Annotated in this window: 19 protein-coding genes and 2 riboswitches; of the genes, 12 read left to right on the top strand and 7 right to left on the bottom strand. The window is 43.4% G+C overall.

The annotated features are described in order from the left end of the window. Positions 1 to 52 precede the first annotated feature (52 nt). The 7 genes from GZ22_RS03955 to GZ22_RS03985 all read left to right on the top strand — a co-directional run bounded on the left by GZ22_RS03955 (position 53) and on the right by GZ22_RS03985 (position 7,663). Positions 53 to 1,567, top strand: a complete 1,515-nt coding sequence (locus GZ22_RS03955) for a metal ABC transporter solute-binding protein, Zn/Mn family (RefSeq protein ID WP_099046357.1) — start codon at positions 53 to 55, stop codon at positions 1,565 to 1,567. A gap of 202 nt (positions 1,568 to 1,769) precedes the next feature. Then, positions 1,770 to 2,486 (top strand): metal ABC transporter ATP-binding protein, encoded by a 717-nt coding sequence (locus GZ22_RS03960; RefSeq protein WP_038558897.1) that lies wholly within the window; start codon positions 1,770 to 1,772, stop codon positions 2,484 to 2,486. Further along, on the top strand, positions 2,423 to 3,265 hold the full coding sequence (locus GZ22_RS03965) for a metal ABC transporter permease (protein ID WP_038558900.1): 843 nt from the start codon (positions 2,423 to 2,425) through the stop codon (positions 3,263 to 3,265). The genes GZ22_RS03960 and GZ22_RS03965 overlap by 64 nt, the downstream gene beginning before the upstream one ends. A gap of 281 nt (positions 3,266 to 3,546) precedes the next feature. Then, positions 3,547 to 5,289, top strand: coding sequence for a dihydroxyacetone kinase subunit DhaK (dhaK, locus tag GZ22_RS18160; RefSeq protein ID WP_038558903.1), 1,743 nt, complete (start codon positions 3,547 to 3,549; stop codon positions 5,287 to 5,289). A 170-nt stretch (positions 5,290 to 5,459) separates the two neighbouring features. After that, positions 5,460 to 5,921 (top strand): VOC family protein, encoded by a 462-nt coding sequence (locus GZ22_RS03975; RefSeq protein ID WP_038558906.1) that lies wholly within the window; start codon positions 5,460 to 5,462, stop codon positions 5,919 to 5,921. Between the two features lie 49 nt (positions 5,922 to 5,970). After that, positions 5,971 to 7,017: an NAD(P)H-dependent flavin oxidoreductase gene (locus tag GZ22_RS03980; protein ID WP_038558910.1), complete on the top strand. Its 1,047-nt coding sequence runs from the start codon at positions 5,971 to 5,973 to the stop codon at positions 7,015 to 7,017. Between the two features lie 28 nt (positions 7,018 to 7,045). Beyond that, positions 7,046 to 7,663, top strand: coding sequence for an NUDIX hydrolase (locus GZ22_RS03985; RefSeq protein WP_038558913.1), 618 nt, complete (start codon positions 7,046 to 7,048; stop codon positions 7,661 to 7,663). A gap of 325 nt (positions 7,664 to 7,988) precedes the next feature. Here the strand turns inward: GZ22_RS03985 and GZ22_RS03990 are convergent, their stop codons facing one another. Beyond that, positions 7,989 to 8,372 carry a hypothetical protein gene (locus GZ22_RS03990; RefSeq protein ID WP_038558917.1) on the bottom strand — a complete coding sequence of 128 codons (384 nt, stop codon included), beginning with the start codon at positions 8,370 to 8,372 and terminating at the stop codon, positions 7,989 to 7,991. Positions 8,373 to 9,393: 1,021 nt separating this feature from the next. On the opposite strand from GZ22_RS03990, the gene GZ22_RS04000 reads away from it, so the two are divergent. Beyond that, a complete protein-coding gene (locus tag GZ22_RS04000) occupies positions 9,394 to 9,978 on the top strand; it encodes a histidine phosphatase family protein (protein WP_038558923.1) in 585 nt (194 codons plus the stop codon). Then, positions 9,975 to 10,574: a short chain dehydrogenase gene (locus tag GZ22_RS04005; RefSeq protein ID WP_038558925.1), complete on the top strand. Its 600-nt coding sequence runs from the start codon at positions 9,975 to 9,977 to the stop codon at positions 10,572 to 10,574. Before GZ22_RS04000 ends, GZ22_RS04005 begins: the two co-directional genes overlap by 4 nt. Before the next feature lie 52 nt (positions 10,575 to 10,626). Here the strand turns inward: GZ22_RS04005 and GZ22_RS04010 are convergent, their stop codons facing one another. From GZ22_RS04010 to GZ22_RS04035, 6 genes are all read right to left on the bottom strand, one after another. Beyond that, the gene (locus tag GZ22_RS04010; RefSeq protein WP_038558927.1) at positions 10,627 to 11,628 is read right to left on the bottom strand and encodes an ABC transporter ATP-binding protein; all 1,002 of its coding nucleotides are present in this window, start codon (positions 11,626 to 11,628) and stop codon (positions 10,627 to 10,629) included. Continuing rightward, positions 11,625 to 12,641, bottom strand: a complete 1,017-nt coding sequence (locus GZ22_RS04015) for an ABC transporter ATP-binding protein (protein ID WP_038558930.1) — start codon at positions 12,639 to 12,641, stop codon at positions 11,625 to 11,627. The genes GZ22_RS04010 and GZ22_RS04015 overlap by 4 nt, the downstream gene beginning before the upstream one ends. Before the next feature lie 13 nt (positions 12,642 to 12,654). Continuing rightward, complete coding sequence (locus GZ22_RS04020; RefSeq protein WP_038558932.1) at positions 12,655 to 13,503, bottom strand: ABC transporter permease; 849 nt, start codon at positions 13,501 to 13,503, stop codon at positions 12,655 to 12,657. 21 nt (positions 13,504 to 13,524) lie between these two features. Then, complete coding sequence (locus GZ22_RS04025; protein WP_038558935.1) at positions 13,525 to 14,469, bottom strand: ABC transporter permease; 945 nt, start codon at positions 14,467 to 14,469, stop codon at positions 13,525 to 13,527. Positions 14,470 to 14,538: 69 nt separating this feature from the next. After that, the gene (locus GZ22_RS04030; protein ID WP_038558938.1) at positions 14,539 to 16,125 is read right to left on the bottom strand and encodes an ABC transporter substrate-binding protein; all 1,587 of its coding nucleotides are present in this window, start codon (positions 16,123 to 16,125) and stop codon (positions 14,539 to 14,541) included. Between the two features lie 12 nt (positions 16,126 to 16,137). Continuing rightward, on the bottom strand, positions 16,138 to 17,334 hold the full coding sequence (locus tag GZ22_RS04035) for a M20 metallopeptidase family protein (RefSeq protein WP_038558941.1): 1,197 nt from the start codon (positions 17,332 to 17,334) through the stop codon (positions 16,138 to 16,140). A gap of 109 nt (positions 17,335 to 17,443) precedes the next feature. Continuing rightward, positions 17,444 to 17,547, bottom strand: a riboswitch (SAM riboswitch). A gap of 198 nt (positions 17,548 to 17,745) precedes the next feature. Further along, positions 17,746 to 17,850, top strand: a riboswitch (SAM riboswitch). A gap of 80 nt (positions 17,851 to 17,930) precedes the next feature. On the opposite strand from GZ22_RS04035, the gene GZ22_RS04040 reads away from it, so the two are divergent. From GZ22_RS04040 to GZ22_RS04050, 3 genes are read left to right on the top strand one after another with little or no spacing between them, the layout of a single operon-like run. Then, the gene (locus GZ22_RS04040; protein ID WP_038558954.1) at positions 17,931 to 19,031 is read left to right on the top strand and encodes a methionine biosynthesis PLP-dependent protein; all 1,101 of its coding nucleotides are present in this window, start codon (positions 17,931 to 17,933) and stop codon (positions 19,029 to 19,031) included. Between the two features lie 11 nt (positions 19,032 to 19,042). Then, the gene (locus tag GZ22_RS04045) at positions 19,043 to 20,215 is read left to right on the top strand and encodes an aminotransferase class I/II-fold pyridoxal phosphate-dependent enzyme (protein ID WP_038558957.1); all 1,173 of its coding nucleotides are present in this window, start codon (positions 19,043 to 19,045) and stop codon (positions 20,213 to 20,215) included. A 16-nt stretch (positions 20,216 to 20,231) separates the two neighbouring features. Next, entirely contained in the window at positions 20,232 to 21,338 is a 1,107-nt protein-coding gene (locus tag GZ22_RS04050; protein WP_038558960.1) for a 5-methyltetrahydropteroyltriglutamate--homocysteine S-methyltransferase, read from the top strand. The last annotated feature ends 21 nt before the right edge of the window (positions 21,339 to 21,359 follow it).

Below are 21,359 nucleotides of genomic sequence, written 5' to 3' on the forward strand. Positions count from 1 at the left end.
TCTCCCTGCTTTTGTCTTATTTCTTTTTCAACATAACAAAGGAGAGTTCATAGTGAATTTCAAAATACTCCGCACCTTATTAGTTCTTTTTTCTGTAACAGCAGTTCTTTTCGGTTGTCAGTCACAAGACACCCAAGAATCCTCTAACAACGAAGGAAACAAAATTTCCGTAATAGCTTCTTTTTTGCCAATGTATGAATTCACTAAAAATGTAGCCGGAGATCGCGCGGAGGTGCAGCTAATGGTCTCAGAAGGACAGGATGCCCATCACTATGAACCTAGTGCACAGGATGTAGCAGCTGTAAACGAAGCGGATGTATTTGTCTACAGCAGTGAAGAGATGGAGTTTTGGACAAAAAGTTTATTTAACACCATAGAAAATGACAATCTTATCATTGCACGAGCAGCAGATGGACCTGGTAAATCAGACACCGATAGTGTACAAGTCGAGGGTGTGGCTAATCATTATCACACTGGAGATGAGATTGAGCTAACGGCGCAATTAACAGGAGATGCAGATTATGATCACTGGCATTGGTATCAACGTGCTAATGCAGATGAAGAATGGGCTGCTATTTCTGGACAAGGAACAGAAACATTTACCTTCGAGGCTCCGGAAGAAAGCTTTGAAGTTCAAGCAGTTGTTTATGATAACAATCATGAAGTTTATGCAGAATCTGAGCCAGTAGAACTTCATATCGATAATCATGATAGCCATGAACACGAAGATGAAGAACACGAAGATCATAGCGATGCACACGCAGGGGAAGAAATATCTATTGCGGGTTTAGCAGATCATTATCATACAGGTGATGTTGTGACACTTGTTGCAGAATCGCATGAAGAGACAGATTTTGAACATTGGAATTGGTTCATAAGAGAAGATGCAGATCAAGAGTGGGAAGCTGTACCAGATCAAGAGACTGAGCGTTTTGAATATAAAACAACAGGAGAAAGTTTCGAAGCGAAAGCTGTACTTTATGATAATGACAATAATGTCCATGCAGAATCAAGTTCAGTTTCTGTATTGATTGATGACCATGAGGATCAAGATCCTCATATATGGCTTGATCCGGTATTGGCGCAAGATCAGGTACTTGCTATTCGTAATGCCTTAATCGAAGCAGATCCAGATGGAAAAGAAATTTATGAAGAGAACGCAGAAGCTTTTGTGGAAGAGCTTAAGGCTTTAGATGAAGAATATCGGACTACATTGGAAGATGCAGAAAATCGAGCCTTTGTCGTACAGCATCAAGCATTCGGCTACCTTGCAGAACGTTATGATTTAGAACAAATTGCAATTGGTGGACTATCTACTGAAGTAGAACCAAGTCCATCCCGAATTGCTGAAATTGGTGAGTTAGTTCAAGAACACAACGTTCCAGTTATTTATTACCAACAAGGTGCTAGCTCCTCTATTGCTCAAACCGTTGCTGCAGAAACAGGGACAGAAACAGCTGTCTTATATGATTTAGAGGTACTTTCTGAAGAATTATTAGCTAACGATTTGGGATATTTAGACGCAATGCGTCAAAATCTAAAAGCATTGCAAACCAGCATCTATTAAATATGTAATAAGCGGAACAAACTCTATGAGGTTAACCATCGACCCCTTACTGGTGGCTAGCCAAGTTTATCGCAGTTCTAGTGTCTGAAGTTTCTTCGTTTGTCTTGTATAGTGAAGCGGAGTTACCAAGACATTTGGCAGCTGATAATTTTTTAGAGTTTGTTCCCTTTTCCACGGAGTCAATAGAGAGGTAGATATAATCATGTACTATATTAAAGTTGATGAACTAGCATTTCATTATGAAAAGGAACCTGTTCTAACAAATATTTCATTTGAATTAAACCCAGGGGATTTTATTATGCTGACAGGTGAAAATGGGGCTGCTAAAAGCACCTTAATACGTAATATCTTAGGCCTGCTTAAGCCGACAACCGGACAAGTTAGCTTGTCGCCCAAAAATCGTTTCGGAGAGAAGTTAATGGTTGGATATGTTCCTCAACAAGTGGCTTCATTTAATGTTGGCTTCCCCAGTACAGTATTGGAATTAGTTCAGTCTGGTCGTTATCAAAGAGGCAAATGGTTTAGAAAATTAAATAAAGAGGATAAAGAACAAGTTAGGCGTGCCCTTGAATCAGTTGGAATGTGGGATATGCGCTACAAAAAGGTCGGCGAATTGTCGGGGGGACAAAAACAAAGAATCTCTATAGCACGTGTTTTTGCGACAGACCCAGATCTGTTTGTATTAGATGAACCTACCACAGGCATGGATACTAAATCACGCGAGGAATTTTACAAGTTGTTAAAGCATCACAGTGAGTCGCACGGGAAGGGAATTTTGATGGTCACACATGATCACGATGAACTTCGAAAATACTGTAATAAACATATTGAACTTATACGAAAGGAGGGATTGCCTTGGAGATGTTTCTCTATGGATTCATGCAAAGAGCTTTCCAAGCCTCATTTATCATTTCATTAATAGCACCAATGTTAGGATTGTTTCTCATATTGCGTAGGCAGTCACTTATGGCAGACACCCTAGCTCACGTTTCATTAGCTGGAGTGGCATTAGGACTATTAATAAGCATTAATCCAACCTGGACAAATATTTTGATGGTAATAGTAATTGCAATATTACTGGAATATATGCGCATGTTATATCGGACATATTCTGAAGTTTCTATTGCCATTTTGATGTCAGGGGGAATGGCTTTAGCATTGTTTCTAATTAGTTTGAATCAAGGTGGTACAACACTAAGTATCAACCAATTTTTATTTGGATCAATCGTAACAATTAGTATGGAGCAGGTTTGGATACTCTACTTTTTGGCAGGTATCATTGTGTTTTTATATGTAATATTTCGCAAGGCAATGTACGTAATGATTTTTGATGAAGAAACGGCATTTACTGCCGGGTTGCCTATAAAGACTATGTCAATCTTATTTAATGTGTTAACCGGGATAACCATTGCTATTATTATGCCAATTGTAGGTGCATTATTAGTGTCGGCAATTTTAATTTTACCTGCAGCCATTTCTATGCGCTTGAGCAGAAGCTTTTCGAGCACTATATTAATAGGGATACCTATTACGTTAACTGGTATGTTAAGCGGATTAGTAACTTCTTATGAGTATGGTACTCCACCAGGTGCAACAATTACCTTGATTCTTGTTATAGTCCTAGCAATTATAACTATCTTTAAAAGAGTAGCAAAGATATTCAAAATGGACAAAAGTTTGTATAAAAAGCAGACCTAAAATATAGAGATATTTAATAGTAGGCAGGCTCCTAACACCATCAGTTCACGCCTCTCATCTTCAGAGTATCATCCTTCTGAATTGGCACCGTGCTGATAACAGTCGGTTGTCAAGGCTTCACTGGATTCGTCATTTCACCTCTCTTGTTAAATAACAAATATCCATTTGTTGTATGCATACAAAGTATTCAGACTTGTCAACCTAGTTTGTGCAATTGTGGATTTGTTCTGTTAAGCTTGAAGTAGAAAGACACTTTTGCTTGTACAAGAGGAGGATTACCGATGAAAAAGATAATCAATCGACCAGAGGATGTTGTGCTGGAGATGTGTCATGGGCTGGTATTGGCTCACCCGGAACTCGAACTATTGAAGAAGTATAAAGTGATCAAAAGAAAACAGCCGCAGACAGATAAAGTAACCTTAATCAGCGGAGGCGGCAGTGGGCACGAGCCGTCCCATGCAGGCTTTGTCGGAGAAGGTATGCTGGATGCAGCAGTATGCGGTGATATGTTTGCATCTCCTTCGCAAATACAAGTATATCAAGCTATCAAAGAGACAGCAGGGGAGAAAGGTGCACTGCTTATTATCAAGAATTATAGCGGAGATATTATGAACTTCAAAAACGCAGCCCACCTGGCTAAAGAAGACGGGCTGGAAGTGGATTATGTGAAGGTTGATGATGATATCGCTGTGGAGGATAGTCTGTATACAGTCGGAAGACGCGGTGTTGCTGGAGTCGTGCTTGTACATAAGGTTGCTGGAGCAGCTGCAGCTGAAGGCCGTGACTTGCAGCAAGTGAAAGCAGTAGCGGAAAAAGCTGTCTCTCGGACGCGCAGCATCGGTGTTGCCTTAACATCCTGCACTTTACCAGGAGGTGAACCGACCTTCAAGCTGGCTGAAGATGAGATGGAGTATGGAGTCGGGATTCATGGTGAACCTGGTATACGACGGGAAAAAGTTCTGTCAGCTGACGAACTGGCCAAACAGATGGTTGAGGATCTGCTGAAGGAAGGGCAGCCAGAGGAAGATGCGGCTTTATTGATAAACGGATTTGGCGGGACACCGTTGCAAGAACTGTATCTGTTCAATCAATCTGTCAATCGTGAACTTGCTGAACGGAATATCAAGGTTAATCGAATATTCGTAGACAACTATATGACCAGCATTGATATGGCAGGTGTATCGGTAACGATTATGTCACTTGATGATGAGCTGCGTACTTTGCTTTCGAGTAAGTCAGATACACCAGCTTTCAAGATTGACGGACCTGTAGAGCAGCCGGCATTTTCCGATTATAAAGAAACAGCAGATGATGCGGATGTTTCTTACCAGGTAGAAACAGACAGCGCGCATGCGCAAGTAAAAGAAGACTCTATTACACTGGAAAACATAATCTACTTAGTGGATAAAATGAGCGAGATTATCATTGAAAATGAATCTGCCTTCAATAAGCTGGATACACACGCAGGAGACGGTGATTTCGGTAATAGTGTAGCGAAAGGCTTCCGTCAATTGAAACGGGAATGGAAACAGGTACTCGGTCAAGAAGACCTGAATATAGCTAGTTTCTTTGATGCTTCTTCCATGGTTATCATGGAGCACTGCGGTGGTGCATCAGGTCCTATCTGGGGCGGTGCATTCCGAGCTGCTGGAAAAGCAGCTGGTGAGAAGAAGGAGCTGTCTGTATCTGAATTCGCAGATGTTCTACAGCGTGTCGTCTCGGCCATTCAGGATATTGGCGAACGATCTTTTGGCCGCGGAGCGGAAGTTGGAGATAAGACATTGATTGATGCACTCGCACCATGTGCGGATAGCTGGAAGCAGAGTGCCGCAGCTAGTGAAGATATGAAGACAGCATTTAAAAAGGGCGCAGAGGCTGCAGTTACTGGTGCAGAGAAGACGAAGGAAATCGTTGCACGGATGGGGCGTGCAGGTACAGTCGGAGAGCGGAGTCTTGGATATCCGGATGCCGGGGCTCATGGTTTAGGAGTTATTTTTACAGGGTTGGCTAATAGTCTGAAGTAATGGACAAAGTTACATGATTAGAATAAGGCTGTGGAGCTTTCTCCACAGCCTTTTACATACATCAATATCAACACATTATAAATAAAAACTATATTCTATTTCACAATCCTACATCTTATATAATAACGGTTTGTTATATATTAATAGTAGATTGGAAAGGAGCAAAATAGATGATAGAAGGTTTATACGAAGCACATCTCCCAGTAAGTAATCTGAAAGAATCCATAAAATTTTATGAAGGACTAGGACTGGAGCTTTCCCATATTCATGAAGATAGCTTAGCTTTCTTTTGGATTAAAAAAGATCATAGCTGGCTTGGTCTATGGGAGTCGGATAAAGCAGAACTTGCATATCACCCCTCGATCAGACATGTTGCTTTTCAAGTGAGTTTAGAGAATCTAAAAGGTGCATCCGGATGGTTAAAAGAGAGAGGATATCACCCTAGAGAGGCTTTCGGTTTTGGCCCTCATGAACCTCTTGTAATGGCGCATGATGGAATGGCACATGCGAAAATTCATTTTAATGATCCGGATGGGAACAGTCTGGAGCTGATTACGAAGATAGATAACCCAAACAATATCACTTCAAGGATGTATTTGAGTGAATGGGAGAAGGAAAATTCTATTAGATAAAGTGCAGCGATAAGAGAGTGTAAAGAGTATGAAGAGAGGAGTCAAAGAAATGACAAATCGTTTGCTTGAAGCATTATCCATTTCTCATCCGATTATCCAAGCTCCGATGGCGGGAGGAATAACAACAGCAGAACTGGTCACAGCTGTAACTGAAGCGGGCGGATTAGGGATGATTGGTGCTGGTTATCTGGATGCGGAAAGTACGCGTCACCAAATTCGCGAAGTGAAAGCCAGTACAGATAAGCCCTTTGGTATCAATTTGTTTGTACCGAGTCCTTACAAAGAAGAGAAGGATGTGATCGCCAAGGCGCAACGATCACTAAAGCCATTTCTGGGTACAAAGAGTTTGGAAATTGAATTCACATCTTATGAACAGACCTTAGAAATCTATCTTAAACAGGTGGAAGTCATCGTGGAAGAACAGGTTCCCGTTTGCTCTTTCACCTTTGGGATGCCTTCATCTGATGTAATCCACTCTCTAAAACAAGCGGGTACATACACCATCGGTACAGCAACAACTCTGTCAGAGGCGCTGGCAATTGAAGCAGCCGGAATGGATGCGGTTGTCCTTCAAGGCAGCGAGGCAGGCGGCCATCGTGGCAACTTTTTAGCTGGAGTGGAACAAAGCATGATCGGACTGATGGCGCTGATACCGCAAACCGTCGATCGAGTAAATATTCCAGTCATTGCCGCAGGAGGTATAATGGATCGGCGCGGCGTGCAGGCGGCCCGATGTTTAGGGGCCGAGGCTGCACAACTCGGCACTGCATTTTTAACGTGTAAAGAAAGCGGTGCAAACATATTACATAAACAAGCGATTCTGGAGGGACAGCAAGAGGACAAAACAACCTTGACGAAAGCGTTCTCCGGCAAGATGGCTAGAGGGATTGAAAATGATTTTATCCGGAAAATGAGAAAGGTTGAGCATGAACTGCCGGATTTTCCTATACAGAATACATTAACAAAACCTATCCGATCCGCTGCAGCACAAAACAATGATAGAAACATGATGTCCTTGTGGTGTGGGCAAAACCCAAATTTAGCAGAGCCTATCACTGCTAAGGAACTGGTGCATAAACTAGTAGACGAAGCATAAAACGAAAACGGGATAATAGGTGATAGTCTTGGAAAAATGGCTCGAATGGGCAAGAAGAATACAGGCAATCTCCCAAGCTGGGCTTCATTTCTCAAAGGATGTATTCGATCGGGAGAGATATGAGGAACTGCAACAGCTAAGCGCGGAGATTATTGCGAACTACACAGGCCAGTCAGCAGAGGAAGTTGGAGGAGCACTTGCAGCCCAAAAAGGGTATCCTACTCCGAAACTGGATATACGAGGAGTCGTGTTCCAGAAGGATGGAAAGCTACTTTTAGTGAAGGAAAAGATGGATAATCGCTGGTCGCTGCCAGGCGGATTTTGTGAGGTAGGGCTGTCGGCAAGTGAAAATGCAGTGAAGGAAATTAAAGAAGAATCTGGATACGACGTTGTGCCGAAGAAACTTTTAGCGGTGCTGGATTCGGATAAGCATACCGACAAGCCGCAAATGTTCCACTACTACAAAATCTTTCTTCAATGCGAGATTGTCGGCGGGGGAGCGCAGGAAAGCGTGGAGACGAGTGAAATAGGTTTCTTTGGTGAAACAGAGCTGCCGCCATTGTCGTTAAAGAGAAATACGGAAGCTCAAATCAAGATGCTGTTCGAAGCTCTGCGAGATCCGGAGAAAGAGAGTATATTTGATTAGTCCAGAACTATTCAGCTCCAAAACGTAACAATGGATATTTTTATTTAAGTGGTCGAATATGGGGAACGGTTAACAAGGGAGCAGAAGAAGTAGAAGATAATGAAATAAGGAATTTTTAAACTAGGAGACTGACATAGTATGTTCATTGCTCATGTCTGTCTCAAATTATTATGCCTTCTTTGATTATTCTATACGATGCTCAAGAATATCACTAGCTGATGGTTATATTCAATCATCATTTGGATTAAGAGACAACGCTTCTTTATTTCGGTGTAACACAGACAGAAGCAGAAAAGAGTTTTGAAGAAAAGGGCTGTACACCCCTTTATTCGCGTACTTCTTTTAGAACAAATGTTTTGGAAAAGCCGAGTAATATAAATACTAAACATAATAGTAAAGCTAGGGGAAGAAATACGATGGAATAAGGTGTTATATTGGCAGCAAAAAGACACGCAAAAAAGAGCAGAAATGTAATCGTGTAATATGGATTAACAGATATAGTCACTTTTGCAGGATCTTTTAAAAAGAGTGTATTGCTTCCACCACCTAATTGCGTAACCTTTAGCCTTATGATTCCTTGGCCTTCTCCGGGTTCATAAGTATATGTATCACCGACTGCCAACTTTGCTATAGGTTCATCATTTGCGTAGAGTTTAACACGACCAAGGTATCCCATATAACCAAATTTTCTTTCAATCTGAATTGTCATTTCATCACTCTTTCTCTTAGAAATAGTTATAAAGCAATCGTAACATATTAGAAGTTTTACAAATATAAGTAAAAGGAAGAAAGGGATACAATATCGTATATTGCATCCGAAATTTGTGAATTCAATCGTGTTGATCCGGTATAGATTAGCAATGTCGTGCATTATTTTCTATTTGTTTTATCAATTTACTTATAATCCTCATTGTTTGCTGGATACCGCTATGGCGGCACCTGGTCAGAAAGATACGCAGTTATTACCTGCAGGTTTTTGACACTTTGCAAAGTGTATTCATACTTCAGCTGCTTCAACTAGCAGATGTGCGATGAATTCGAAAGGAACTTTTATGCGTAAATACTATGGGTTATTCTCATTAATATTCTCTTTTTACATATTCTTTTTTTATAAGTTTGAAGAGACCTTAACTATAATAGCATTATTCTTTGCATTCTATTATTGGTTCGAAGCACCTCGGGGTAACTTCAAAATAGTTTCGGGTCTTGTGTTAGGTGCTCTTTTATTAATTGTCGTTGGGGTTATCATAATTGCTGTAATTGCTGGATTAGCTTTGCGTAGTCTTCATTATAATTAATGCTAAATACAAAGAAGAGACGCACTAAGCTCCTCTTCTTTCATTGATTCCTAAAAAACGGCACATCCACTTCACTTATAAAATATTATTGCTCTGACAATTTCCTGAAAGTAATCACTCCACTTTTTTTTCATCTTCAATAGTAATCTCTCCCTCTATAATAGGAGAATTGTATAATAATGTTTTTAAAATTGTAATTTATAATTTTTTTTTATAAGGACCAATAGATTTCTCAATCCATTTTCATTTGGTTGAATTGCATAGCCCGACTTCTTTACCCAGTATAAAGTTTTTTGTATAGATGGACGGAAAAACTCCAATTGAAATAGACATTGTTATTATCGGTTGTCTAATACTCGGCGCATTAATTTTAGTCTTAAATGAGTTGTTCGGTAATGAACGTAATCAATAAAATCTCTTTGGAGGTGTAAAATGTCTACTATCATTTACATGATCAGGCATGGCAAATCGCCTAAGGAAGGTAATGAAAGAACTAGAGGTCTAACAGACAAAGGAGAGCAGGATGCTATAAAGATTGCTGATTCCTTAAAGGAAGAAGGAATAGAAGTTTTTGTTTCTAGTCCATACAAACGTGCGGTTGACACAATTCGTGGCTTAGCTGAACATGCGGGAAACAAAGTAGAGAAAATCGAGGATCTTCGGGAACGTGTTTTTACTTCTGGGGATACGCGGATTTCGGATGAGAAACTATTACCTTTGTTGAAGAAATCTTTTGTTGATCCTAACTTCGCCCTGCCAGGAGGAGAGTCGAATGCTGCTTGCAAAAATAGAGCTGTAGCAGTATTGGAGGATTTACTGCATGTTTATAAAGGGAAAAAAATAGCGATTGCTACCCATGGGGCAATCATGACTTTGATGATGGAGTACTATGACACTCGATATAATATAGATTTTTTATTGCAAACATCCAAGCCAGATATTTACAAGATGGAATTCACTAATGATAAACTGTTGGGTGTAGAAAGATTATGTACATGGAGGAGAGATAAACCATGAAAATTATCGTAATCGGAGCGACAGGCACAATAGGAAACGCAGTAGTGAATAAACTGAAAGAACATCATGAAGTAATAAAGGTCGGAAGTAAGAGCGGTGATTACCAATTAGACATAACTTCACCCGAGGAAATTGAAAAAATGTTCAAGTCTATTGAGAATGTGGATGCAGTTGTCAGTGCAACAGGATCAGCTTCTTTTAAAAAACTGGAGGAAATGACACCAGAATTGAATAGTGTCGCTGTTCAAAGCAAGCTGCTTGGCCAGATTAACTTGGTATTGATTGGGCAGCACTACTTGAATACTAACGGTAGTTTCACATTAACAACTGGTGTTATGAAGGATGATCCTATTGTACATGGAGCTTCTGCTGCTATGGCAAATGGTGGTGTTGCTTCCTTCGTGAAATCAGCTGCAATCGAATTGAAGAACGGTATCCGGATAAATGCTGTGAGTCCAAATATTGTAGAACAATCGTTAGATAAATACGGATCCTTTTTCGCAGGATTTACTCCAGTACCAGTAGACCGTGTTGCGAATGCTTACATAAAAAGTATAGAAGGTGCACAAACAGGTCAGAACTACAATATTTATTAAGTACACAATTAGAAGAAGTTAAAAAGCAACCTGCCCACGCAGGTTGCTTTTCTTATAATGTAATCCTTGCTTTTTCCTCAGCCCCAACAGGATAGAAGCAAGCCACTTCCTGTCCTGGGACACCGCGTTCTTCCGGAACAGGAATGTTAGTTTTACAGAATTCGGTCGCTTTCGGGCAGCGGGTGTGGAACACGCAGCCTGATGGCGGATTAGCAGGGGAAGGCAGCTCGCCTTTTAAGACGATGCGTTCCCGTGCGCGTTCCTTGTCTGGATCGGGCAGTGGCACAGCAGATAGCAGTGCATTCGTGTATGGATGCTGCGCATGTGTCTGGAATGATTCGCGATTGGATCTTTCCATAACTTTGCCGAGATACATGACGGCGACGCGGTCAGCAATGTGGTTGATGACTGAAAGGTCATGTGCGATAAATACATACGTTAGATCCAATTTCTTCTGAAGATCTTGGAACAAGTTGATTACTTGTGCTTGAACGGATACATCAAGCGCACTGACTGGTTCGTCGCAGACAATCAGCTGTGGCTCCAAAGCAATGGCGCGGGCAATTCCTATCCGCTGACGCTGGCCGCCTGAGAATTCATGTGGCAGCCGGTTATAATGGTCATCCGGATTCAAGCCGACAAGTTCCATCAGCTCTTTCACACGCGATTCCAGGTTCTTGGTCTTTTTATAAGCCTTAAGCGGAGCAGCAATGCTTTCGCTCACTTTCATGCGTGGATTCAAGCTTGTATACGGATCCTGGAACACCATTTGCATATTGCGCCGCAGCTCGTAAAGCTCTTTGGCAGATGCGTCTGTATACGTGTTTCCGTCAAAAAGGATGTCTCCGGAAGTAGGTTTCTGCAGTCCGACGATGCTGCGGGCAAGCGTACTTTTACCACAGCCAGATTCTCCAACGATTCCTAGTATCTCACCTTTTTTTACATTCAAATCTATTCCATTCAAGGCTTTTACATGGCCTGTTGTCTTTTGTAAGACGCCGTTTTTAATTGGAAAATGGACATGCAGATCTTTTATTTCCAATAATGCAGTCATGACAGCAGCACTCCTTTCCGTTCGGCAACAGCACGTTTTTCTTTATCGAATTCAGGCTTAGTGAGTATGCACGCAGCCATGTGATTTGTACCGCGTTCCGCGAGCGGCGGGTCAGTCTGAAGGCAAGCATCTCTCGCAAATGGACAGCGAGGATGGAAATTGCAGCCTTTTGGCGGGTGAATCAAATTCGGGGGATGCCCCTCGATATGGAGCAGCCTCTCAGAAGCCCCTGCATCAAGTCTTGGAATCGAGCGCAGCAGCGACCATGTATACGGCATCGCCGTATCATAGAAGATATCAGCTGTACTTCCGGATTCGACTATTTTACCTGCATACATAACAAGGATTCTGTCTGCCAGGTTTGCCACGACGCCTAGATCATGAGTAATCATAATAATGCTGGTACCATACTTCTTCTGGATACTTTTTAATAGCTCAATAATTTGAGCTTGAATTGTAACATCCAAAGCTGTCGTCGGCTCATCGGCGATAAGCAGCTTGGGTCTGGCTGCCAGTGCAATGGCGATCAGAACGCGCTGGCGCATTCCGCCGGAAAACTGATGCGGATAATCCTGCATCCGTCGTTCTGGATCTGGAATGCCAACATCTATCAACAGCTCGATTGCTTTTTGGCGAGCTTCTTTTTTGGGCAGCTTCTGATGCGTCTGAATGGCTTCCATCAGCTGTCTGCCAATCTTGAAAACAGGATTGAGGCTAGACATCGGATCTTGAAAGATCATGGCGATTTCTTTTCCGCGTAGATTACGCAGACGCTTTTTATCCATTGTCAGGATGTTCTCTCCTTCGAACAGAATTTCACCTTTTGGATACGTTGCGGGCGGTTCTGGATTAAGCTTTGTCAGCGAATGGGCGAGCACACTCTTTCCACTGCCCGATTCCCCGACAATACCGATTGTCTGCCCGGCTTCCAGCCGGAAGGATACACCATCAACTGCTTTGACGAGGCCAGCTGGTGTATCCAGGTGTACATGCAGATTGTTAACTTCTAGCATAATGAAACCTCCTCTAGGCAGCGGGTGCTGTTTGCTTTGGTTTGCGTTTCCGTTTTTTCTTGACGCTATGTGGATCGAAGGCGTCCCTGAGACCGTCACCGAGTATGTTCAACGATAAAACAGTAATGACGATTGCGACACCTGGGAAAATCGAGAACCATGGAGCGATTGTGATATAAATTTGTGATTCCTGCAGCATATTACCCCATGTCGGTGTGGATGGATTAACTCCGACACCGAGGAAGCTTAGTGCTGCTTCTGCCAGTATTGCTTTGGCAAAGATGAACGTACTTTGCACAATAATTGGCGATAGTACATTCGGCAGGATATAACGGAATATGATCACCACATTATTTGTTCCCGTCGTTCTTGCTGCTTCAATGTATTGTGCGTTTTTGATTTGCAGCACAGCAGAGCGCACAACACGAGCCATGACTGGGAAGAAGGCAATTGTCAGGGCGATGACGATATTGGTGATGCTTCCGCCTAAAGCCGCAACGAGTGCTAATGCAAGCAGAAGCGCAGGGAAGGCGAGAAAGCCATCTACAATCCGCATCAAGATGAAATCAGTTTTCCGGAAATAACCGGATATCAGACCAATCAGTGTACCAATTACAGTTGCCACGACAGCTACAATGACGCCGACAGCCAGAGACACGCGAGCAGCTACAATAACACGAGCAAAGATGTCGCGACCAAAATCATCTGTACCGAACCAATGGGTGCCAGATGGTGCAAGCAGACGCTGGTTGGCGTCTATCGCTGCAGGGGAGACAGGCAGCCACAAATTTGCAGTTATAGTCGCTAATGCAACAAGCAAGAAAATAGTAAGTGCTATAATATTCCTCTTCTTTGACATCATCGTTTATGTACCTCCTTCGGCTCAGTCATAGCGGATCCTCGGATCAAGGAATGCATACAAAAGATCGACGATTAAGTTGACTAGAACGTAAATCGCAGCGATGAATAGCACGACGCCTTGAATCACTGGGTAATCCCGTCGGTGAATCGAATCGATTAAAAGCTGCCCGATACCAGGGATGGTGAAAAGTGTTTCGATGATAACCGTTCCGCCAAGCAGACCTGCCACTGTGGCACCAAGCACAGTTGTTGTTGGGATGAGCGCATTGGAGAAAACGTGCTTCATCAATACATCGCGTTCACGGACGCCTTTCGCTCGTGCTGTTTTTGTATAATCCTGGTTCACGGAATCCAGCATGCTGTCCCGCAGCATTCGGGCAATGATGCCGATTTCTACTAATGCCAGTACGAAAGCAGGCAGCAGCAAATGATAAATCCATGGACCAAATCCTTCAGCAAGCGGCATATATCCGGCGACCGGGAAGATCGGGAATGTTACACCAAAAACAAGCACAAGCAAAATCGCAAGCCAGAATTCCGGTATGGATACACCAAGAAGGGAAGCGTTAGTAAATAACGGATCAAGTATCGTTTTACGCAAGGATACAATCAGGATTGCCAGCGGAATGGAGATGACCAAAATAAAGAGCAGGGACAATACCATCAAGCTAATCGTTGGTCCAAAATTGCCAAAAATCAGCTCCGTAACTGGCTGGGCAGAATAGACACTCGTTCCTAAATCGCCGGTCATAACTTGTTTGATCCAATCGAAGAACTGGATATACAAAGGCTCATTTAAACCAAGCTGTTTCTCTAGCTGTGCAATGGCTTCCGGTGAAGCGTCTTCTCCAAGGATGATAAAGGCTGGATTTCCGGGTGTCAGGTGAACGAGCAGGAATACAATGATGCTGACAACGAGCATAACCGGTATGACAGATAACAGTCTTCGGATCGTGTAACTAAGCACATGTGTCACTCCTTTATTTAGAAATGGAAGAAAATCGCCAGCGGTAACGCAGGCGATTTTCTCGGGGCATTACTGTGATTTCCATGTATTCCAGAAGCGAGGACCATACCAATCATCATAATCCTGCAAATTGGAAGTGCGTGCATCGAGCGTAGAAAGATTGCTTACTTTCTCAAACGGAAGCTCGTCATAAATCGTCTTGTTCAGCTCAGCGAGGATCTCTTGCTGGGCGGCTTCATCTTCTGCTTCCCCCCATTGTGTGATAAGCTCCTGCCAGCGTTCGCTGTTGTACCAGCCGCTGCTGTTGGAATCCTGGCTTACTACACCAGCTTGGTTTGGCGAGAAGAATGGAGACCAGCCGACTACGACCATATCCCAGTTAGAGCCATCGCTCCATTTTTCCAGGTAAGTTGCCCATTCATAGGACTCCAGTTCGACGTTGAAGCCAACTGCTTCAAGCTGCTGTTCTGCGATTTCGGCAATTTTCTTATACTCTGCATGATCATTAGAGAAGATGATTTTTACTGGCTGACCGTCATAGGAGCTGTCTTCAAGCAGCTTTTTAGCTTCATCCTGATTAAAAGCTTCGAAGTTGTCGATGTTTTGATCCGAGTAAAGAGCGGTCTGATCTGGGGTGAACAAGGCACCATCTAGATTATAAAATTCGCTGTTGCCGTAAGTTGCTTTGGCGATTGCTTCTTTATCCAGTGCAGCATGCAGTGCTTCTCTGACCTTGATATCATCGAAAGGTGCTTCTGATTTATCCGGTGTAATGACAGAGTAGCCATTACTGGAGATAGCTGGTTCAACATTTGGTGTCGTATCAACTACATCATATAAATCAAGCGGGATCGATTGTACATAATCATATAGATCTGTTTTAAGTCCATTGAGCATGACTTGCGGATCCTTTACGATCTTGAAATGAATCGTATCCAGGTATGCGGTTTTCTTACCTGTCAAACCGCCCCAGTCTTCTTCTTCACGAGATTGATAGTCATCGAATTTGGAAAGGACAATTTCATTCCCGCGCTTCCAGGAATCAAATTTGAATGGACCTGTACCGATAAGCTGCTCGTTTGTCAGCGGCTGCTCACCTGCTGCTTCAGCAATGTCAGCTGGAATGATGACAGCTGATGCTTTTGGTGCAGACATATCAGTAAGCAAAGCGGTATACGGATCGTTGAGCGTAATGACCAATGTCAGGTTATCTGTTGCTTCGACTGAATCAACATGTGTTGCAGCGATCTTACCGACAGAGGAGACCTTCAGCCAGCGGTCGATTGATGCTTTTGCGTCTTCAGCTGTTACGTCTTGCCCGTTATGGAATTTCAGTCCGTCACGAAGCGTGATCGTATAGGTTTTTTTATCATCACTGACGGTATGATCGTCAGCAAGCAAAGGGCGTACTTGATAATCATGATCTATTGCAAATAAACCTTCGTAAATATGCCAGCCAATTTTTCTAGTAGCACTTTCTCCGGAATACATCCAGTCAAGCGTATCGGGATCAGCTGTCATGGCAACATTTAGGTCACCGCCTTCAACGGGATCTCCGCCGCTTGCACCGGAACTGCTGCTGGAATTGCTGGAGCACCCGAATAGGGCAATAGTGGCCATCAAGCCGAATAATATAAGTGCAAACTTCTTATTCAATATACTTCCTCCTTAGCTTCCCAATAACGAGAATACAATTTTCGTAAATGCTTTTTCCGTGATAAGCAAAGCTCGCTCATCGATGTCGAACTTAGGATGATGATGTGGATAATGTGTGGCAGTATCCTCATTGCGGGAGCCAACTTTAAAGAAGCTTCCGGGTTTCTCCTGTAAATAATAAGCGAAGTCTTCAGCGCCCATCCCAGTTTCAAGCGGAATAACCTGTTCTTCACCGAATTCTTCGGCAAACAGACGCTGCAGAAGTGCGGTTTCTTCCGGGTGGTTGTAAAGAGCAGGATAGCCGTGCAGATAATCAATTGAATAGGTTGCGCCGAATCCAGTTGCAATACCGTCTACAATGGACTCTATCTGTTTTCTCACCTGCTGGCGGATATCAGCATTAAACGTCCGGACTGTTCCTTCCAATCTGGCGGTATCCGGAATAACATTGAATGCTTGGCCAGACTGGAACACACCAAGTGTCACAACTGCTGATTCCAGAGGGTTGACTCTGCGGCTGACAATCTTCTGCAATGCGCTGACAATATCACTGCCGATGACAATTGGATCGACAGCTTCATGTGGAGCTGCGCCATGACCGCCTTTTCCTTGGATGGTGATCGCAAATTTATCAACTGCTGCCATCTTGAAGCCTTCGCCAACACCGATCTTTCCGATAGGAGCAGCCGAATTAAGGTGGGCACCGTAAACATAGTCCACACCATCAAGTGCACCATCTTCAATCATTGCTTTCGCGCCGCCTGGAGGAACTTCCTCAGCTGGCTGGAACAGGAAGACCACTTTACCTTTCAGGCTTTCCTTGTGCTTGATCAATGTTTTAGCAGTTCCGAGCAAGGCGGCTGTATGACCGTCATGACCGCAAGCATGCATGACGCCAGATGTCTTGGATCGATACGCAGTCTCTTTTTCATCTTCAATCGGTAGCGCGTCGAAATCGGCTCGCAGAGCAATCGTTGGGCCTGCTGTCTTTCCTGCAAGTGTAGCGACGATGCCATAACCGCCGATGTTTGTCTGGATATCTTCATAACCGAAGCTGCGCAGTTTATCAGCGATAAAACGGGCTGTCTCTGTTTCCTGGAAACTCAATTCGGGATGCTGGTGCAAATATCGTCTCCACTCAACCACTTCAGCGAAATTGTCTTCTAGTTCCGTATGTACTTCTGCTATTCTCTGCTTGATCTGTTCCATTTCCAACCTCCTGTAATAATCTTGATATTTCCAATGGATATAATCGGAATTGATGCTAAAAAAAGACCCTCTTCCAGACAGAAGAGGGTCTTTTAAAGATTTTCCGCTCTTCTTATCTGCAGTGTTATACACCTGGAATTAGCACAGTACTGCACCTTGCAGCCTGTTGCTTTGGTTTCGTTGGGCCATTCCCTCCACCAATCTCGATAAGAAATATTAGTTGTAAGGAAAAGGATAGACCGAAAAGTTCTGGGTGTCAATCCTATTTTTTGTCACTTTTTTTCCTAATGAGCTGTACTATGCTAAAAATTACATCAGAAAAAGATTCATTTGGCAGAAAATTTTAAATAATGCTTGACTGTATATTTTTGTGTGTTAACATAGCTTTAATATAAAAATTAAATAGAAATTTTCTTATCAAGAGAGACGGAGGGAATTGGCCCGATGATGTCTCAGCAACCAGTCTGAGAAAGACACGGTGCTAAATCCAAAAGGTATCCGCCTTAAAGATAAGAAGCTGATTCGGTCATGACTGAACCTTCTTCCTTTTTGGGGAGAAGGTTCTTTTTTTGTTTAAGAGAAGGGTGAGAAGCGGTATGGGAAATAGTTTGGAAACAACATTCGTGCAGTTAGGAAATCGCAGTGACGGAATAACAGGAGCAGTGAATCCGCCAGTGTATCTGTCCACTGCTTATGCACATGGAGGAATCGGCGAATCTACCGGGTATGATTATTCACGGACGAAGAATCCTACTCGTTCTGTCCTGGAAGAAGGTTTTGCAATGCTGGAAAAAGGCGATCGAGCTTTTGCATGCAGCTCAGGCATGGCAGCAATTCAGCTTGTATTATCCCTTTTTCGTTCAGGCGATTCACTGCTAGTGCCAGAGGATATTTATGGAGGCACCTATCGACTGTTTGATTTCTATTCAGATGCATATGACGTATCGCCGGTATATGCGCCATTTCATTCCGTTGAAGAGACTGCAGCATTGATAACGGAAGATACAAAAGCAATTTTCCTTGAAACACCGACAAACCCGCTCATGCAGGAAATCGATATTGCTGCATATGCGCAATTAGCAAAAGATCATAACCTGCTGTTGATTGTTGATAATACGTTTCTGACGCCTTATTTCCAACAGCCGATAACAGAAGGGGCAGATATTGTCATCCATAGTGCGACGAAATATATCGGCGGCCACAATGATGTTTTAGCCGGTCTTGTAGTGAGTAAGGGCTGTGAATTATCAGATCGATTAGCAGTATTGCATAACGGCACGGGTGCTGTCTTGTCACCGCTCGATTCCTGGTTACTCATCCGCGGCTTGAAGACGCTGCCGCTACGAATGCGGCAGCACCAAGCAAATGCACAGCATATTGCAAATTACCTGGCAGAGGAGTCAAAGGTGAAGGATGTCTTGTATACAGGCAAAGGTGGAATGCTTTCGTTCCGTGTGCAGGACAGCAGCTGGGTCGATACATTCCTTCGCAGCCTAAACATCATCACGTTTGCAGAAAGCCTTGGTGGGGTGGAGAGCTTTATAACGTATCCGACAACACAGACACATGCGGACATTCCTATTGAGGAGAGGGAAGCCAGAGGAATTTGTGATTGTCTGCTTCGCTTCTCGGTCGGAATTGAAGAAGCAGAGGATTTGATTGGTGATTTACAGCAAGCATTCGCCAAACTGGATTAGGAGGTCATCATATGGAAGAACAACATGCAGAAACGACGTGTATACGGGGATCATACAAAGAGCAACGTACAGGAGCGGTCAATGTGCCGATTTATCTATCGTCTACCTTCCACCAGGAAAGCTTTGATGATTTTGGTCCATTTGATTACAGTCGTTCTGGCAATCCGACACGAAAAGCACTGGAGCAAAAGGCCGCTGAATTGGAGTCCGGCACAGATGCTTTAGCATTTTCATCTGGCATGGCAGCAATATCCTCAGCGTTCATGCTGCTGTCGGCAGGTGATCATGTCATTGTGACTGTGGATGTATATGGTGGAACGTATCGTTTTGTGACAGAAATCCTTCCAAAATTCCAGATTAGTCATTCCTTTGTAGACTTAACAGATTTGGATGCTGTTGAAGCAGCTGTACGACCAAATACGAAGGTCATTTACCTGGAAACACCGTCTAATCCCTGCTTAAAGGTGACAGACATCCGGGCAGTTGTCCGGATAGCAAAGCAGAACGATTGTTTAACTTTCTTGGACAACACCTTTTTGACTCCGCTGTATCAGCAGCCATTGGCATTTGGTGTGGATGTGGTCATTCACAGTGCAACCAAGTTTCTGTCAGGTCATAGTGATATTATCGCTGGGCTGCTGATTACAAAGGATACGGAATTGGGAGAACGACTGGCTTTTATTCAGAACACGTTTGGTGCAATTCTTGGTGCCCAAGATAGCTATTTGCTGCTTCAAGGAATAAAGACCTTAGGTGCAAGATTGCGTCAGTCATCGGAATCGGCGGAGAGAATAGCTTTATTCCTGCTGCATCACCCGCTTGTGGAAGATGTCTTCTACCCTGGCTTGCCCACCCATAACGGACATGACATACATACCGGGCAGGCCAGTGGAAATGGAGCAGTACTATCGTTCGCTCTGCCGAGCAGGGAGCACGCCAAGATTTTTGTGGAACAGCTTCGCATCCCTATCTTTGCCGTCAGTCTAGGCGCAGTTGAATCCATTCTTTCGTATCCAGCAACGATGTCACATGCTGCTATGCCGGAAGCAGAGCGTAAGAAACGAGGTATATCAGATGGACTCTTGCGGTTATCTGTCGGGCTGGAGCATGTGGAGGATCTCATTGGAGATCTGCAGCAGGCCTTAAAGGCTGCTGGACGAGTAACAGAAAAAGTAGAAAACTAAAATGGGAGAGATGAACATGACAACGAAAACTAAAACGGCACCATTCAGAGCAGATCACGTAGGGAGCTTACTTCGTCCAGATGTACTGCACAAAGCAAGACAGCAATTCAAAGAAGGACAAATCAGTAAACAAGATCTTCGCGGAATTGAAACGTCAGAAATTAAAAGAATCGTAGACAAACAGATTGAAGTCGGTTTGGAGCTCGTAACAGACGGAGAATTCAGAAGAAGATTCTGGCATACAGATTTTTTGGAGCATCTTAATGGCATCACGGGCTATGTTCCAGACACCGGCTATCTGTTCAAAGGTGAAGAGACAGAACGGTATAACATTAAGAATACCGGCAAAGTTTCATTCAATCCTGACCATCCATTCTTGGAGGACTATAAGGTATTCCAAGACATCGTCGCAGGAAGGGCGGTAGCTAAACAGACAATTCCTAGTCCGAACCAGCTTTTCCATACAGATATTCGCGATCATTCGATTTATCCAGATATCGAGGATTTTGCGGCTGACGTAATCCAGGCATACAAAGATGCCATCCAAGCTTTCTATGATCTGGGAGTGCGTTATTTGCAGCTGGATGATGTCTATATTGCAACGCTGTCGTCACCTGATGCGAAATTCGATGGAGAGCATTCCCGGGAATTCCTGATCGATTTGGCACGCCGAGTAATCAATGGTGTATTGGAAGGAAAACCAGAAGACCTTACTGTGACGACGCATCTCTGTCGAGGAAACTACCGCTCCACTTATATGTTCGGAGGAAGCTATGATCTGATTGCCCAAGATCTATTAGCGAAAGAGAAAGTGGACGGCTTCTTCCTAGAATATGATGATGAGCGTTCCGGCACATTTGAACCGCTTCAATATATCCCGCAGGACGGTCCAAGAGTCGTGCTGGGCGTTGTAACTTCGAAGTTCGGTGAATTGGAAGATAAGGATGCTGTTATCAGCCGTATTGATGAAGCAGCAAAATATATCCCGCTTGACCAAATTTGTTTAAGCCCCCAATGCGGATTTGCTTCTACACATCATGGCAATAAACTGACAGAAGAAGAGCAATGGGAAAAACTGCGCTTTATCGTTGATGTGTCGAAGACAGTTTGGCCAGAAGAGTAATAAAAAAGCCGTCAATACTGA

Origin of the sequence: Terribacillus saccharophilus (assembly GCF_000725365.1) — a bacterium.
Classification (GTDB): domain Bacteria; phylum Bacillota; class Bacilli; order Bacillales; family Amphibacillaceae; genus Terribacillus; species Terribacillus saccharophilus.

Coding starts and splice junctions, on each gene's coding strand:
- GZ22_RS03960 (WP_038558897.1), top strand. CDS start 1,770: ATGTACTATATTAAAGTTGATGAACTAGCATTTCATTATGAAAAGGAA.
- dhaK (WP_038558903.1), top strand. CDS start 3,547: ATGAAAAAGATAATCAATCGACCAGAGGATGTTGTGCTGGAGATGTGT.
- GZ22_RS03975 (WP_038558906.1), top strand. CDS start 5,460: ATGATAGAAGGTTTATACGAAGCACATCTCCCAGTAAGTAATCTGAAA.
- GZ22_RS03980 (WP_038558910.1), top strand. CDS start 5,971: ATGACAAATCGTTTGCTTGAAGCATTATCCATTTCTCATCCGATTATC.
- GZ22_RS03990 (WP_038558917.1), bottom strand. CDS start 8,372: ATGACAATTCAGATTGAAAGAAAATTTGGTTATATGGGATACCTTGGT.
- GZ22_RS04000 (WP_038558923.1), top strand. CDS start 9,394: ATGTCTACTATCATTTACATGATCAGGCATGGCAAATCGCCTAAGGAA.
- GZ22_RS04005 (WP_038558925.1), top strand. CDS start 9,975: ATGAAAATTATCGTAATCGGAGCGACAGGCACAATAGGAAACGCAGTA.
- GZ22_RS04010 (WP_038558927.1), bottom strand. CDS start 11,628: ATGACTGCATTATTGGAAATAAAAGATCTGCATGTCCATTTTCCAATT.
- GZ22_RS04015 (WP_038558930.1), bottom strand. CDS start 12,641: ATGCTAGAAGTTAACAATCTGCATGTACACCTGGATACACCAGCTGGC.
- GZ22_RS04020 (WP_038558932.1), bottom strand. CDS start 13,503: ATGATGTCAAAGAAGAGGAATATTATAGCACTTACTATTTTCTTGCTT.
- GZ22_RS04035 (WP_038558941.1), bottom strand. CDS start 17,334: ATGGAACAGATCAAGCAGAGAATAGCAGAAGTACATACGGAACTAGAA.
- GZ22_RS04040 (WP_038558954.1), top strand. CDS start 17,931: ATGGGAAATAGTTTGGAAACAACATTCGTGCAGTTAGGAAATCGCAGT.
- GZ22_RS04045 (WP_038558957.1), top strand. CDS start 19,043: ATGGAAGAACAACATGCAGAAACGACGTGTATACGGGGATCATACAAA.
- GZ22_RS04050 (WP_038558960.1), top strand. CDS start 20,232: ATGACAACGAAAACTAAAACGGCACCATTCAGAGCAGATCACGTAGGG.